Annotated in this window: 13 protein-coding genes; 4 read left to right on the forward strand and 9 right to left on the reverse strand. The window is 69.8% G+C overall.

What is annotated here, in order from left to right; translation table 11 throughout:
* The first annotated feature begins 13 nt into the window (after positions 1–13).
* Entirely contained in the window at positions 14–586 is a 573-nt protein-coding gene (locus tag RN607_RS06945; protein ID WP_313545282.1) for a TetR/AcrR family transcriptional regulator, read from the forward strand.
* Between the two features lie 24 nt (positions 587–610).
* Here RN607_RS06945 and RN607_RS06950 read toward each other — a convergent pair whose 3' ends face one another.
* On the reverse strand, positions 611–1,186 hold the full coding sequence (locus RN607_RS06950) for a MarR family winged helix-turn-helix transcriptional regulator (protein ID WP_313545284.1): 576 nt from the start codon (positions 1,184–1,186) through the stop codon (positions 611–613).
* Between the two features lie 110 nt (positions 1,187–1,296).
* Here RN607_RS06950 and RN607_RS06955 point away from each other — a divergent pair, with 110 nt between their 5' ends.
* Positions 1,297–1,875 carry an NADPH-dependent F420 reductase gene (locus tag RN607_RS06955; RefSeq protein WP_313501406.1) on the forward strand — a complete coding sequence of 193 codons (579 nt, stop codon included), beginning with the start codon at positions 1,297–1,299 and terminating at the stop codon, positions 1,873–1,875.
* 60 nt (positions 1,876–1,935) lie between these two features.
* On the opposite strand, the gene RN607_RS06960 is transcribed toward RN607_RS06955, so the two are convergent.
* Both RN607_RS06960 and poxB read right to left on the reverse strand, forming a co-directional pair.
* Positions 1,936–2,787 (reverse strand): class I SAM-dependent methyltransferase, encoded by an 852-nt coding sequence (locus tag RN607_RS06960; protein ID WP_313501409.1) that lies wholly within the window; start codon positions 2,785–2,787, stop codon positions 1,936–1,938.
* An 86-nt stretch (positions 2,788–2,873) separates the two neighbouring features.
* The gene (poxB, locus tag RN607_RS06965; protein WP_313545286.1) at positions 2,874–4,619 is read right to left on the reverse strand and encodes a ubiquinone-dependent pyruvate dehydrogenase; all 1,746 of its coding nucleotides are present in this window, start codon (positions 4,617–4,619) and stop codon (positions 2,874–2,876) included.
* A gap of 167 nt (positions 4,620–4,786) precedes the next feature.
* On the opposite strand from poxB, the gene RN607_RS06970 reads away from it, so the two are divergent.
* Positions 4,787–5,392 (forward strand): TetR/AcrR family transcriptional regulator, encoded by a 606-nt coding sequence (locus tag RN607_RS06970; protein ID WP_313501415.1) that lies wholly within the window; start codon positions 4,787–4,789, stop codon positions 5,390–5,392.
* Positions 5,393–5,403: 11 nt separating this feature from the next.
* Here the strand turns inward: RN607_RS06970 and RN607_RS06975 are convergent, their stop codons facing one another.
* The 4 genes from RN607_RS06975 to RN607_RS06990 form a co-directional block, all read right to left on the reverse strand.
* Positions 5,404–6,312: an NUDIX domain-containing protein gene (locus tag RN607_RS06975; RefSeq protein WP_313545289.1), complete on the reverse strand. Its 909-nt coding sequence runs from the start codon at positions 6,310–6,312 to the stop codon at positions 5,404–5,406.
* A gap of 49 nt (positions 6,313–6,361) precedes the next feature.
* The gene (locus tag RN607_RS06980; protein WP_313545291.1) at positions 6,362–7,675 is read right to left on the reverse strand and encodes an aspartate aminotransferase family protein; all 1,314 of its coding nucleotides are present in this window, start codon (positions 7,673–7,675) and stop codon (positions 6,362–6,364) included.
* A gap of 25 nt (positions 7,676–7,700) precedes the next feature.
* Positions 7,701–8,318: a YitT family protein gene (locus RN607_RS06985; RefSeq protein ID WP_313545293.1), complete on the reverse strand. Its 618-nt coding sequence runs from the start codon at positions 8,316–8,318 to the stop codon at positions 7,701–7,703.
* A 105-nt stretch (positions 8,319–8,423) separates the two neighbouring features.
* Positions 8,424–9,680: an MFS transporter gene (locus RN607_RS06990; RefSeq protein ID WP_313545295.1), complete on the reverse strand. Its 1,257-nt coding sequence runs from the start codon at positions 9,678–9,680 to the stop codon at positions 8,424–8,426.
* A gap of 146 nt (positions 9,681–9,826) precedes the next feature.
* Between RN607_RS06990 and RN607_RS06995 the strand changes: the two genes are divergently transcribed.
* Positions 9,827–10,315, forward strand: coding sequence for a glutathione peroxidase (locus tag RN607_RS06995; protein WP_313545297.1), 489 nt, complete (start codon positions 9,827–9,829; stop codon positions 10,313–10,315).
* 21 nt (positions 10,316–10,336) lie between these two features.
* On the opposite strand, the gene RN607_RS07000 is transcribed toward RN607_RS06995, so the two are convergent.
* Together RN607_RS07000 and RN607_RS07005 are read right to left on the reverse strand one after the other, a co-directional pair.
* Positions 10,337–12,289, reverse strand: coding sequence for an acyl-CoA dehydrogenase family protein (locus RN607_RS07000; protein ID WP_313545299.1), 1,953 nt, complete (start codon positions 12,287–12,289; stop codon positions 10,337–10,339).
* A 23-nt stretch (positions 12,290–12,312) separates the two neighbouring features.
* On the reverse strand, positions 12,313–12,945 hold the full coding sequence (locus tag RN607_RS07005; protein ID WP_313545301.1) for a TetR/AcrR family transcriptional regulator: 633 nt from the start codon (positions 12,943–12,945) through the stop codon (positions 12,313–12,315).
* Between the last annotated feature and the right edge of the window lie 36 nt (positions 12,946–12,981).

Consider the following 12,981-nt stretch of genomic DNA (forward strand, 5'->3'; position numbering starts at 1 on the left):
GAGGAGGACCACCATGACACGCCTGTCGACCCGCCAGGCCATCCTTGGCGCCGCCGTGACGGTCGCCGCCAGGCAGGGCATCTCGTCGGCGACGATGGACGCCGTCGCCGACGCGGCGGGCGTGGCCAAGGGCAGCCTCTACTACAACTATCCGAACAAGGACGCGATCTTCGAGGCCGTCATGCGAGAGGGATTCGAGGGCATGCGAGCGCGGATCGAAGCCGTCCGCGGATCGGCCGAGCCGACGGATTCCCTCCGTGCGGTCTCCGTGGAGACGCTCGTGGTGCTGCGCGAGAACACGGACCGCGCGAAGGTCATGGCAGGCGAGCTCTTCCGCACTGATCGTCCCTGGCACGACGCGGTCGCGCAGGCCAGGTCCTCGCTGGTCGAGGTCTATCTCAAGGCACTCCGCGACTCGTTGACGAGCGGGGGTGCCCCGGTGGTGACGGAGCTCGCCGCCGGCGCGTTCATGGGTGCTCTCGTCGGCGCTGCCCTGTCGTGGCTCGTGGTGCACCCGGAGCAGACGGTGGACGAGGTGGTGGCGCAGGTGCTCGCTCTCACGCCGGTGGCGTCCCCGCGCGGGTGACTCGGTCCGCCGCGACCGCGTGGATCATGCGCTGGGCCGAGGGTCTGCGTCGCACGCCGGCGTGGGATCCGCGTCGCACTCGGCCCCGGTCGCACCGCTGGGCGCGGGGTCCGCGAGGCATGCTGTCACGTCCATCCTGTGATCCGGGTCGAGTCGCCCCAGAATCTTCAAGCACAGCGCGGCGAGCTCGTCGACGTCCTGGACGCTGAGGTCTTCGAGCACCATCGCTCGCACCGCGTGGGCGTGCTGAGGGCGGGCGTCCTGGAAGGCGTCCCGTCCCTGCGGCGTCAGCACCGCGTTGAACGCGCGCCCGTCCTCCGGGCATGGTTCGCGCACCACCAGCCCCTTGCGCTCAAGCCCCGTGACGACGCGGGAAAGCCGGGGCAGCGTCGCATTGGTGCGTGCGGCGAGGCGACCCAGTCGGACGCGTCCGCTGGGGCTCTCATCGAGCGCCTCCAGCAGCGTGAACTCGAACGCGGTGAGCCCGATGGCTGCCAGCTGCTTGTCGAGCGCGGCCGGCAGCAGCTCGAGAAGCGCATGCAGGCGAGCGATCGCCACACGCTCCTGTTGGCTCAACTGTGTCTCGATCGCGGCGGTCATGGACTCATCCTACATGAAGGTTGTACTTACAACCAGAGTGCGCTATGGTCATAGTTGTAAGTACAACTACTGACCCCGACGGGTCATCGACATGAAAGGACGGCGGCGACATGGCCACCATCACCATCTTCGGCACCGGCAACATGGCCAACGCGATCGGCGGCGTGCTCGCCGAGGGCGGCAGCTCCGTGCAGTACATCTCCGAGGCCGAGTCGGGGACCGCCGCGATCGACGGCGACATCGTCGTGCTCGCGGTCCCCTACCCCGCGGTCGACAGCATCATCGCGGCTCGCTCCGAGGCTCTCGCGGGCAAGATCGTGGTCGACATCACGAACCCGCTCGACTTCTCGACCTTCGACTCGCTCGTCGTCCCCGCGGGCAGCTCGGCTGCCGCCGAGATCCAGGCCAAGCTCCCCTCGTCCAAGGTGCTGAAGGCGTTCAACACCACCTTCGCGGCGACGCTCGCCACGGCGAAGGTGGGCGACCTGCAGACGACGGTCCAGGTCGCGGGAGATGACGCCGACGCCAAGGCCGCGCTCGCAGCGGCGGTCGAAGCCGGCGGCGTGTCGGTCATCGACGCGGGCTCGCTCAAGCGCGCCCATGAGCTCGAGGCGTTCGGCTTCCTGCAGCTCACGCTCGCGGCAGCGGAGAAGATCTCGTGGACGGGAGGCTTCGGCGTCGTCCGCTGATCCGTTCCATGCGCAAGGCCCGGGACTCGATGTTCCGGGCCTTGCGCGTGCCCGGCGCGGCTACGTCGACGCCGCCTCCGGCGCCTGTCGCGCAGGTCGCTCGCACAGATACATGACAGTCCGGATGCGGCGTTCCGCCAGGTTCCTCACCTGATTCGCTGCCATCTGCCCGAAGGCGTCGCCAAGGAAGGCCGCGAACGTGACAGGCGGCGGGCCGTCACGTTCGATCTTCTCCCGCACCTCGCGGAACCACACAAGGCTGTCGTCGGACGAGTCGCGCTCGGACAGGATCGCGAAGCCGGTGGACGTGAGCAGCTGCCGCATCCGCTCGGGAGTCTCGAGGTGGCTCGTGGAGGGTTCGTGCGCCCACGGCACGGGATAGACCACGTCGCCACCTTCGCCTTGGAGGACGTCGTAGACGACGAACCGGCCTCCGGGCCGCAGCACCCGCAGAGCCTCGGCGTACAGCGCGAGCTTGTCAGCGATGTTCATCGCGACGTGGACGGTCATGACCGCATCCATCACGGCATCAGGGATGCCGGTGCGCGTGGCGTCCCCGACCAGGAACGTCGTACGCTCGGACAGACCGGTCCACCGCGACAGCTCCGCAGCCACCGCACCGAACTCGGGCGTGAGGTCGATCCCGACCACCGTGCACCCTGTCAGCTCCGCGAGAGTGCGAGCCGGGCCGCCCAGCCCGCTGCCGAGATCGAGCACCCGAGTGCCCTGACCCACCGAGAGCGCCTCGATGATCTCCAGCGTCGCCACGCGGCCTCGGATGTGGAACTCGTCGACTGCGGCGAGATCCATGGTCCGCAGGGAGCCGCGACTGAGTCCGGCGCCGTCAAGGGCGGCGCCGATCGCCTCGATCAATCCGCCGGGGCCGGTGTAGAACCTCGAGACGCGGTCCATGGGTCAATGCTGGCACCCGAACCGCCTGCTCGCCACGTGGCATCCCTCTGCGTCCGGCTGTGCGCGGAGTGCGGAGCGGCCGTCTGTCAGCGCTGACGGCCCCTGAGGACTCTCCGCCACACGTTCGTGTCGGCGAGATCGAGAAGCTCGTCGCCCCGGCCCGACATCACGGTCTTGAGCGCCCAGAGGGCGAACCCGCGCGCTTGAGCGCCGGTCACGGTCGGAGGGAGGGTGAGCTCATCACGGGCGGTGACCACGTCCACCAGCACCGGTCCCGGAGTGGCCAATGCGGTCCGCAGCGCGTCCTCGAGGTCGCGCCCGTCCTCGACGCGGATGCCGGCGATGCCCATCGCCCGCGCCACGGCCGCGAAGTCGGGATTCTTCAGCCCCGTGGCATACGTGGGGATGCCCGCCGCCTTCATCTCCAGCTCGACGAAGTTGAGCGAGGAGTTGTTCGACACCACGACCTTGACGGGGAGGTCGTTCTGCACTGCCGTGAGCAGCTCGCCCATCAGCATCGTCAGACCGCCATCGCCGGAGAGCGCGACGACCTGTCGCGCACGGTCGTCCGCCTGCGCGCCGAGCGCCTGCGACAACGCATTCGCCATCGAGCCGTGGTTGAACGACCCGAGCAGGCGGCGGTGCTCGGTCATCTCGAGATAGCGCGCTGCCCACACCGTCGGGCTCCCCACATCGGCCGTGAAGATCGCGTCGTCCGCGGCGACCCTGGACACGGTGCGCGTGAGGAACTGGGGGTGGATCGGCTTCCGCCCGTCGTCGTACGCCAGCGCGTCGAGATCCTTGCGCGTGCGCTCGTAGTGCTTGACAGAGTCCTTCAGGTGCTTGCCGTCGCGGCCCACGCGCAGCAGCGGGAGCAGGGCCTCCGACGTGGACGCGACGTCACCGACGAGCCCGAGGTCGATCGGCGTGCGGCGCCCCAGGTTCTCGCCCCTGATGTCCACCTGGATGATGGTCGCACTGTCCGGGTAGAACTGGCGATACGGGAAGTCGGTGCCGAGCATCAGCAGCGCATCCGCCCGCTCCATGGCGCGATATCCCGAGGCGAAGCCGATAAGCCCTGTCATCCCCACGTCGTACGGGTTGTCGTACTCGATATGCTCCTTGCCGCGCATGGCGTGCACGATCGGCGCCTGGAGCCGTTCGGCGAGCGCGAGCACCTCGGCGTGCGCCCCGGCCACGCCGGAGCCCGCGAGGATCGTGATCCTCCCTGCGGCGTCCAGGGCCTTCGCGGCTGCCTGCAGCTCCGCCACGGACGGGACGATGCGCGGCGCCGCGGCGACGATCGGCGCGGTCGGCCGACGTGCGGGGGCAGGCTGGAAGAAGATGTCCGAGGGCACGGTGACGACGGCGACGCCCTTGCGTTCGATCGCGGTGCGCATGGCCGTCTCGAGCACCCACGGCAGCTGTGAGGCGTCGCTCACGAGCTCCGAGTACACCGAGAGCTCGCGATAGAGCTCCTGAGGGTGGGTCTCCTGGAAGTAGTTGCTGCCGATCTGGTCGAGCGGGATGTGCGAGGCGATCGCGAGGACCGGCACGTGGTTGCGCTGAGCGTCGTAGAGCCCGTTGATGAAGTGGAGGTTCCCGGGACCCGAGCTGCCGGCGAGCACCGCGATCCGCCCGGTGACGTCCGCGTCGGCGCCTGCGGCGAACGCTGCCGCCTCCTCATGCCGGGTGTGCATCCACTCGATGCGCCCGTCCTCGCGCAGCGCGTCCGTGAGCGCGTTGAGCGAGTCCCCTGCGATTCCCCAGATGCGCCGCACCCCCGCGCGCACGAGCGTGTCGATGAATGTGTGGGCCACGGTCTTCGCCATGTGCCTGCCCTCCTTCCTGGAGCCTCAAGGCGTGGCGTGGGATACGCTCGCGCATTATCTGTACGTTGCGTTCACTAAATATATTCCGAGCGGAGGCGGCACGACGGGGCCGCACGACGGCGCGCCGCCTCCCACTGCCCGCCACGACGGCCGATATGCTGGACATGATGTCCACATCAGCCGCGTCGGAGCACGGGGCGCGGACCCGAGGCCGGCCGCGCGACCCCGCGCTGCGCGAGCGCATCCTCGAGGCCGCAGCCACGCTCGCCATGACGAGCGGAGTCGAGCTCGGATTCGAGCGCATCGCGCAGGAGGCCGGCGCGAGCCGCACCACCCTCTACCGCTGGTGGGACAGTCCGGAGGAGCTTCTGCTCGACGCGATGCTCGAGCGCACGCGGTGGTCGCTGGACCACGATTCGGAAGGCACCGCGGCGGCGCGCCTCAGGGCGCAGGTGTACGACGCCGTCGAGATCCTCTCCGCACCCGACACGGGCAAGCCGCTGCGCGCGCTGGCGGCAGGCGCGCTGACCAACGAGAAGGTCCGTTCCGCGTTCAACAAGCACTGGCTCGGGCCACGCCGTGAGGTCGCGGCGCGCATCCTGTCCGACGGCATGATCCGGGGCGAGTTCCGCCAGGACCTTGACGTCGAGGCTGTGATCGATGCGCTCTTCTCGCCCATCTACCACCGGCTCCTCCTGACGCGCATGCCGATGGGGCGCACCTACGCGGCCACGCTATGGGACCTTGTGGGGCCGGGCCTCAGGCCTGACTGACCGCTGTCGGCTCAGGCGGACATCAGGCTGCGGAACGTGCCCGCGCCGAGCGTCATGACGTCGTCGCCCAGCCGCCTGCGGAGCCCTCGGTCCGACGACACGACCACGACGGTCGCGCCCGCCGCGCGGAGCTCCTCCACCTGCGCCAGCACCGACGCGTCACCGTCCTCCGCGGCGTCGGCGACCCGTACGGAGCCTTTAGCCACAGCTCCCCTGGCAGCACCCTCGACCACGGCGACGGTCTCGGGAAGGACGCTATGCGCCGCCACCCCGAAGACCGACGCAGGAAGTCCCGCCGCGACGACGCGCGCGGTGCCGGCGAGGACTCGCGCGGTCGCGTCCGCGCGATCCCTCCACCACCCGTCAGGCACGGAGCCGACCACGTTCGCGACGTCGACCACAAGCGCCGGCCGCAGGCCCAGCAGCGGTCTCAGCGCAGGCCACGACGTCCGCAGGCCTGGGTGCAGGTCCAGCTCTGCCACCTCCTCGGGCCGCACCCATCGGAGCGCAAGCGACTCCGCGTCTGCCACGCGGGCCTCGAACGGCGAGTCCACGCGCGCGACGACCGTGGTGTAGCTCCAGACGCGCAGATCGAGCAGGTGCGTCGCGACCGGGGTCAGCGCCTCGGCGGGAACCTCGGCCTCCTCGGCCGCCTCACGCAGCGCACCCTCGAGCGCTGACTCCGAGCCGTGCCTCGCGCCGCCCGGCAGTCCCCACGTGCCCCCGTGGTGGGACCACCCTGCTCGGTGCTGGAGCAGCACGCCGCGCAACGGGTCGAAGGCGATCAGGCCTGCCGCGCCGTGCAGGCCCCAGTAGCGCTCGCCCGAGGGCGCGACGACCCAGGCATCCGCAGGGTCCCGGTGCGGAGGAAGCGGAGGCAGCGGAGGCAGCGCGCTGTCGTTCCGGGGCTCGTGCGTCACGCCCACAGCCTCGCACACCGGTCCTGCGCCGCCAACGCCCGGACGTCCGTCAGCCGCGGGCGAGGCGGTCGGAGACCTCCCGCATCGCGGCCGAGAGGATGTCCATCCCCTGATGCAGCTCGGACTCTGAGACGGTGAGCGGAGGCGCGATGCGGAACACGCCGCCCATCCCCTTGAGCTGTCCGATGTTCATGTGCAGGCCACGACGAAGGCTCGCCTCGGTGACCTCGACGCCGAACCGCTCCGCCGGCGCCTTGGTGAGGCGATCGTCGACCACCTCGATACCTTGCAGCAGGCCACGGCCCCGCACGTCGCCCACATGGTCGAACTCCTCGTGAAGGCCATGCAGACGCTCGGTCAGCTGCGTGCCGAGCGCCGCCGCGCACGCGACGAGCCCTTCCTGCTCGATCACGTCCAGCACCGCGAGCGCGACCGCTGCGGGCAGCGGGTCCGCGACGTGCGTGGTGTAGAAGAGGAAGCCCCGCTCGTGGCAGCGTCGTTCGATCTCCGCTCCCGTCATCACAGCGGCGACCGGCATGCCTGCGCCGAGCGTCTTGGAGAGCGTGAGGATGTCGGGCACCACGCCATCCCGCTCGAACGCGTACATGAGTCCGGTGCGTCCCAGGCCCGTCTGGGCCTCGTCGAGGATCAGCAGCGCGCCACGCGCGTCGCACCACTGCCTGAGCCGGGCCAGATAGCCGAGCGGCAGCTCGATGATCCCGCCCGAGGACAGGATCGGCTCGACGATCACCGCGGCGATGGAGCCCGCGCTCTGACGGTCGACGGCGTCCAGTCCGTACTCGAGCTCCGCAGCCCAGTCGTACGCGCCGTCTGCGCTGCGGAACGGCGAACGGTAGCCGTCGGGCGTCGGCAGTGCGTAGGCACCCACGCTCATCGGTCCGTAGCCCTGGCGCCCGGCCGAGAACGTGGCGCCCGCAGCACCCCCGGTCATGCCATGCCACGACCGGTTGAAGGAGACCACCTCGAAATGGCCGGTCGCGCTCTTGGCCATCTTGAGCGCGGCCTCGTTCGCCTCAGCCCCGGTGGTCAGGAGCAGCATGTGCGACAGCTGCGGAGGCAGAGTGCTCGCAAGACGCTCCGCGAGCGCCACGACGGGCCTGCTCAGCATGCCGCTGAAGAGGTGATCGAGCGTCCGCACGCTATGGGAGACCGCCTCGACGATCGCGGGATGCGAATGGCCCAGCACGGCGCTCATCTGGCCCGACGTGAAGTCCAGCAGCCCGTTGCCGAGGGAGTCGTAGACGTAGCTTCCGGCCGCACGCTCGATGATCCGGGGCGTGAACGGCGCGCCGTACCGCACCAGATGCGCCTCCGCGGACGACCAGAACGCCATGTCTGACATGGGACCTCCCTAGCGAGGGGACGGGTCAGCCGAAGTAGCGACCCGGCCGGTGGTTGATGGCGATGACGAAGTTCAGCAGCACGGCACCCACGACCGAGCACAGCAGGATCCATGGATCCACCAGGGCGAGCGACGCAAGCACCACGACCAGGTCGAGTGCGCCCTGCACGAAGCCTGCGCGGATGTGGAAGCGCTCCTGCGCGTAGGCCGCGAGGATGCCGAAGCCGCCCGCGCTCGCGCCATGCCTGAAAAGCACGAGCATGCCCATGCCGATCGACAGCCCGGCGAAGATCGCGGCGTACATGGGGCTGAGATCGCCCACCTGGATGAAGCGGGGATGCAAGGAGGAACCCACGGACACGAGTGCGACTGCCGTGAGCGTCTTCACCGTGAAGACCCACCCCAGACGTTTCACTGCAAGGTAGTAGAACGGGATGTTGATCGCGAAGTACACGACGCCGAAGCCCCAGTGCGTGAGGTACGTGGTGAGGAACGCGACACCGGCCAGACCGCCCGACACCCCGCTGATGGCCTTGAGCAGGTAGATGCCCCACGACATCATGAACGCGCCGACGACCAGCGCCAGCACGTCCTCCCACAGCGCGTGCTTCTTCACCTCGAGCGGCGGCTCGATGACTGTCACTGGTGTCCTCCGGGAGCTCTGCGCACGCCACTCTGGCCGCGCGACCCGCTCCATTGTGGTGCACGCGGATGACCGGCAGGTTTCGCGGCCTTGAACGTCCTCTCGCTAGTCGACGACCGAGGCCAGCTCGGACGGCGCGGGCTCGGGCGCGACGCGGCCGGTCGGCCGCGCGCGACGGGTGACCCACCAGCCGGCGAGCGCGAACCCGACGCCGGGGACGCACAGCGCGAGGCCCAGCCATGCAGGTGCGACGTAGCCCCAACCGGCGGCGATCACCGCGCCGCCCAGGAGCGCGCCGAGGCTGTTCCCGATGTTGAGCGCAGAGTGGTTGACGGCCGCGGCCATCGTCTGGCTGTCGCTGGCGACATCCATGAGCCGTGTCTGGATCGCGGGAGAGATCGCCGATGCCGACGCTCCGACGAGCAGGAGCCCGATCGCCAGGCCCGCCACGCTGCCCGCCCCGATGATCAGGACGACGAGCGAGACGGAGAATGCGCCGAAGAGCCCGAAGACGGCCTTCATCGCGCCGTGGTCGGCCAGGCGACCGCCGAGGATGTTGCCCACCGTCATCCCGATGCCGAGCACGACCAGGGCGATCGGCACGTAGGCTTCCCGCAGCCCGGCGACGTCGGTGGCCAGCGGGGACACGTAGCTGTAGACGGCGAAGAACCCGCCGAAGCCCAGGGCGCCGGTCAGGAGCGCGAACCACACTGCCGGTCGAGTGAATGCGGCGAGCTCCCGTCGCACCGTCGCACGCGGATCGCCCTCCTGCCACGGGACCGCGAGCACGATGGCAAGGGCGGTCGCGGCGAAGATGGCGGCCACCGCGAGATATGCGACGCGCCAGCCCGCGTGCTGGCCGAGGTACGTGATCGCGGGCACTCCGACGACATTCGCGATCGTCAGTCCCGTGAGGACGAGGGCCACCGCCCTGCCTCGTCGACCGGGACCCATCAGGTCTGCGGCGACGAGCGCCGCCACTCCGAAGTATGCGCCGTGTGGCAAGGCGGCGACGAAGCGTGCGATCACGACGAGCGGGAAGGTGGGCGCGAGCGCCGACGCGACCGTGCCGAGCGTGAACACCACTGCGAGCGCGGTGAGGAGCCGCTTCCGCGGGAACCTCGCAGCGAAGGCCGCGATGGTCGGCGCTCCCACGACGACGCCCGCCGCGTACGCGGAGATCAGGAGTCCAGCACGTGCGAGAGCCGCATCAGGGTCCTGCGAGTAAAGGGCGGGCAGAAGGTCACGAGCGATGTCGGGCAGCAGGCCCATCGCGACGAACTCCGTGGTGCCGATGCCGAATCCGCCGAGCGCGAGCGCGAGCAGTGCGAGGCGGATCCGTACAGGGCTGAGCGAGGGCATGACGACGCCGATCATGAGAGGGGGCAGGAACCGCTCGTCGTCGAGCCGTGCGCGTGGCGCACTGTGCGCAACGATAGACCCGGTTCGACGCATTCCCTGGCGACATGGCGTGGCCAACGGTCCATGACGGTGCAACCATTGATGTCATGACAACCATCTCGGACTTCTCGGCCATCACTCTCGAGGGCGAGGAGCGCAGCCTCGCGGCCTACCGGGGCAAGGTGGTCCTCGTGGTGAACACCGCGTCGAAGTGCGGTCTCACGCCGCAGTTCGAGGGACTCGAGGCGGTGTACGAGCAGCTCCACGACGCCGGCCTCGAGATCCTTGGCTTCCCGTGCAACCAGTTCGCAGGCCAGGAGCCGGGCGATGCCGACCAGATCGGCGAGTTCTGCCAGCGCAACTACGGGGTCACCTTCCCGATGTTCGACAAGATCGATGTCAACGGCTCGAGCGCGCATCCGCTGTACCGCTGGATGAAGAAGCAGACAGGCGGGCTGCTCCGAGGCGGTCCCATCAAGTGGAACTTCACCAAGTTCCTCATCGGCAGGGATGGCGCCGTGGTGCGCCGTTACGCCCCCACCACCGAGCCTGCGGCGCTCCTCGACGACCTCAGGGCCGAGCTCGCCAAGGCGTAGCGCACCGCGGTCGGCAGTCCCTCAGTCCTCCAGGAATGCCGCCCCCAGCCAGGCTGCGGGGGCCCCGAGCCCTTCCACGAGCGGCAGCGCGTGGGGCCTGAGCTCCCGGCACAACGCGTCGATCTGATCGCCGATCGCCTTGGCGCGACCGGTGGAGATCCGCTGATGCTCCATGAACCACGCGCGATCCTCGTGGATCGACGACAGCGCGTACAGCGAGCACACGCGCTCCATCACGTCACGCGTCTCACGATCCGCGCAACCGTCGATCGCCTCGACGAACGCCTCGAGCACGAGCCGCTCGACGTGGGCGTGCGCCACGAACTGGAGGTGGCCACCCAGGCGGTTCACCGCCTCGAACCTGTCGTCACGCGCGTGGGTCGCCGCCCTGATGCGGCGGGCGAGCGAGCCGAGCGAATGCCGTTCCCGCTCCTCGAACATCAGGGCGTGCCAGCCGCGGTCGACGAGCGCGGTCTGCTCCGGTCCGCCCCGCGCGGTGTCCGCGAGCCGCTCCGCCATCAGTCGAGCCGAAGTGCGCTCCGCGACAGTACCGCCGACGAGCCGCGACATCGCCTGCACGACGCCGGCGCGGTCGAGCGCCTTCCACTCCTCCGCGTATCCGCCGAGCATGCCCTTCGCGACGAGCTGCATGAGGACCGTGTTGTCCCCCTCGAACGTGGCGAAGACGTCCACGTCCTCACGGATCCCGACGATCCGGTTCTCGCTCATGTAGCCCGCTCCCCCGCATGCCTCGCGAGCCTCCTGGACGGCGCGGTTGGCGAAGGCCGACGTGACAGCCTTCAGGCCGGCCGCGCGCAGCTCCAGCTCACGCTGGTCCGACTCGGAGTGCTCGCCACCGCCTTGGATGCGGACGAGGCGTCCCGTGAGCTCGTTCTGAGCGAAGCCCAGGGCATACGCCCGCGCGACGAGCGGCAGCAGACGCCGTTGATGGGTCTGGTAGTCCAGGAGCAGGACGCCCTCCGGCCGGCCGGGCGCCGGGAACTGCCGTCGACGCAGCGCATGTCTCACGGCGATCGACAGCGCGCGCCGGGCGGCGATCCCCGACCCCGCCGCGATGCAGACCCTCCCGCGCACCAGCGTGCCGAGCATGGTGAAGAACCTGCGGTTCGGGTTGTCGAGGGGTGAGGCGTACTCCCCGGCGTCGGTGATGCCGCCGTAGCGGTTCAGCAGCATGCGGCGAGGCACGCGCACGTGGTCGAAGCGCAGCGTGCCGTTGTCCACGCCCAGCAGTCCGCCCTTGTGCCCGTGGTCCCCTGTCGTGACGCCGGGCATGTCGCGCCCTGCCCCATCCCGGATGGGCACGAGGACCGCGTGCACGCCACGACCGATGCCGTCGACGCTCAGTTGCCCGAAGACGGCGGCCATGGTCCCGTGCGCGGCCGCGTTGCCGAGGTAGGCCTTCGTCGCGCCAGGCGTCGGTGAGTGCACCTCGATCTCGTCGGTCTCGGGAAGATACTCGAACGTGGTCTCCAGGTTCGCGACATCCGAGCCATGGCCCAGCTCCGTCATGGCGAACGCGCCGAGCAGGCGCAGCGCGGTGATGTCCGGCAGGAAGGTCTCGTGATGCCATGGGGTGCCCAGGTTCATCACCGCGCCCCCGAAGAGCCCGAACTGGACGCCGGACTTGATGGTGACGGACAGGTCGCCGTGCGCGAGGGTCTCGAAGGTGACCACCGCGGTCAGCGGATCCGAGACCGCGTCTGCACCGTCGGGTACGCCAGCGGAGCCGAACCCGGCGTCCTGGAGCTCACGCAGGCGTGCGAGGACCCACTCGCGCGACTCGGCCACGCCCATCTCAGGGTTCCTCAGCAGGTGGGAGGCCGGGAACTGGGCTCGCGCCGCGGCCCGCTCGTGGGCGTACGGCCCGTCCAGCTGCGCCCTCAGGCGGGAGCCGAGCGACGTGAGCCGCTCCGTCGGCATGGATGAGGCGGGTCGGGTGTCGGTGGACGTCATCGTCGCTCCTGTCGTGGGTGGGTTCAGCGCGCGGGGACTCCTGAGAGAGCAGCGCTGAAGAGGGTGGTGATGTCCGCGACCACGGTGTCGCGGGGCGGGCGAGGCTCGGAGGCCATCCACTGATCGGCGGCGGCGCGGATGAAGCCGACGAGGCCATGCCCCCAGGTGATGCTCGGGCTCGGGTCGAGTCCGCGTGAGACCAGGTTCGCGGCGACGGCGTCGGCCACGTGGTGACCCATGCGGTCGGTGAGCGCACCCGCCGGGTCGAGCGTCAGGTCCTCGGCCGACGGTGGCCGATGCAGGACGAAACGGTAGATCTCCGGATCGCGCTCCACGAGCCGGAGGTAGGCGTCCGAGAGGTCGCGGATCAGCGCTGTGAGGTCTCCGGTGACGGACTGCTCGAGCGCGGCGGTGAGCCCCGCATGGATGTAGTCGTGGACGGAGTCGACCACCGCGGCATAGAGACCTGCCCGGTCGCCGAAGTGCCGGTAGACCACGGTCTTCGAGGTCCCTGCGCGCGTGGCGATCTCGTCCATGCCGACCGAAGCGCCGTGGGCACGGATGGCCCGCAGCGCGTGGGAGACCAGCTCCCGGCGCCGCTGGGCCCGGTGGGCCTCCCAGCGGGTGTCGCGGCCATCCGGCCTGGCTTCGGTCATGGGTCGAATATATCGCGTACCGCCGGTATCTGCTAC

Origin of the sequence: Demequina capsici (assembly GCF_032102965.1) — a bacterium.
Lineage (GTDB): Bacteria > Actinomycetota > Actinomycetes > Actinomycetales > Demequinaceae > Demequina > Demequina capsici.

Bases quoted from the DNA above. Each gene is read 5' to 3' on its own strand.
- RN607_RS07005 (WP_313545301.1), bottom strand. From the start codon at position 12,945: ATGACCGAAGCCAGGCCGGATGGCCGCGACACCCGCTGGGAGGCCCAC.
- RN607_RS06980 (WP_313545291.1), bottom strand. From the start codon at position 7,675: ATGTCAGACATGGCGTTCTGGTCGTCCGCGGAGGCGCATCTGGTGCGG.
- poxB (WP_313545286.1), bottom strand. From the start codon at position 4,619: ATGGCGAAGACCGTGGCCCACACATTCATCGACACGCTCGTGCGCGCG.
- RN607_RS07000 (WP_313545299.1), bottom strand. From the start codon at position 12,289: ATGACGTCCACCGACACCCGACCCGCCTCATCCATGCCGACGGAGCGG.
- RN607_RS06990 (WP_313545295.1), bottom strand. From the start codon at position 9,680: ATGCCCTCGCTCAGCCCTGTACGGATCCGCCTCGCACTGCTCGCGCTC.
- RN607_RS06945 (WP_313545282.1), top strand. From the start codon at position 14: ATGACACGCCTGTCGACCCGCCAGGCCATCCTTGGCGCCGCCGTGACG.
- RN607_RS06950 (WP_313545284.1), bottom strand. From the start codon at position 1,186: ATGACCGCCGCGATCGAGACACAGTTGAGCCAACAGGAGCGTGTGGCG.
- RN607_RS06955 (WP_313501406.1), top strand. From the start codon at position 1,297: ATGGCCACCATCACCATCTTCGGCACCGGCAACATGGCCAACGCGATC.
- RN607_RS06960 (WP_313501409.1), bottom strand. From the start codon at position 2,787: ATGGACCGCGTCTCGAGGTTCTACACCGGCCCCGGCGGATTGATCGAG.
- RN607_RS06970 (WP_313501415.1), top strand. From the start codon at position 4,787: ATGTCCACATCAGCCGCGTCGGAGCACGGGGCGCGGACCCGAGGCCGG.
- RN607_RS06995 (WP_313545297.1), top strand. From the start codon at position 9,827: ATGACAACCATCTCGGACTTCTCGGCCATCACTCTCGAGGGCGAGGAG.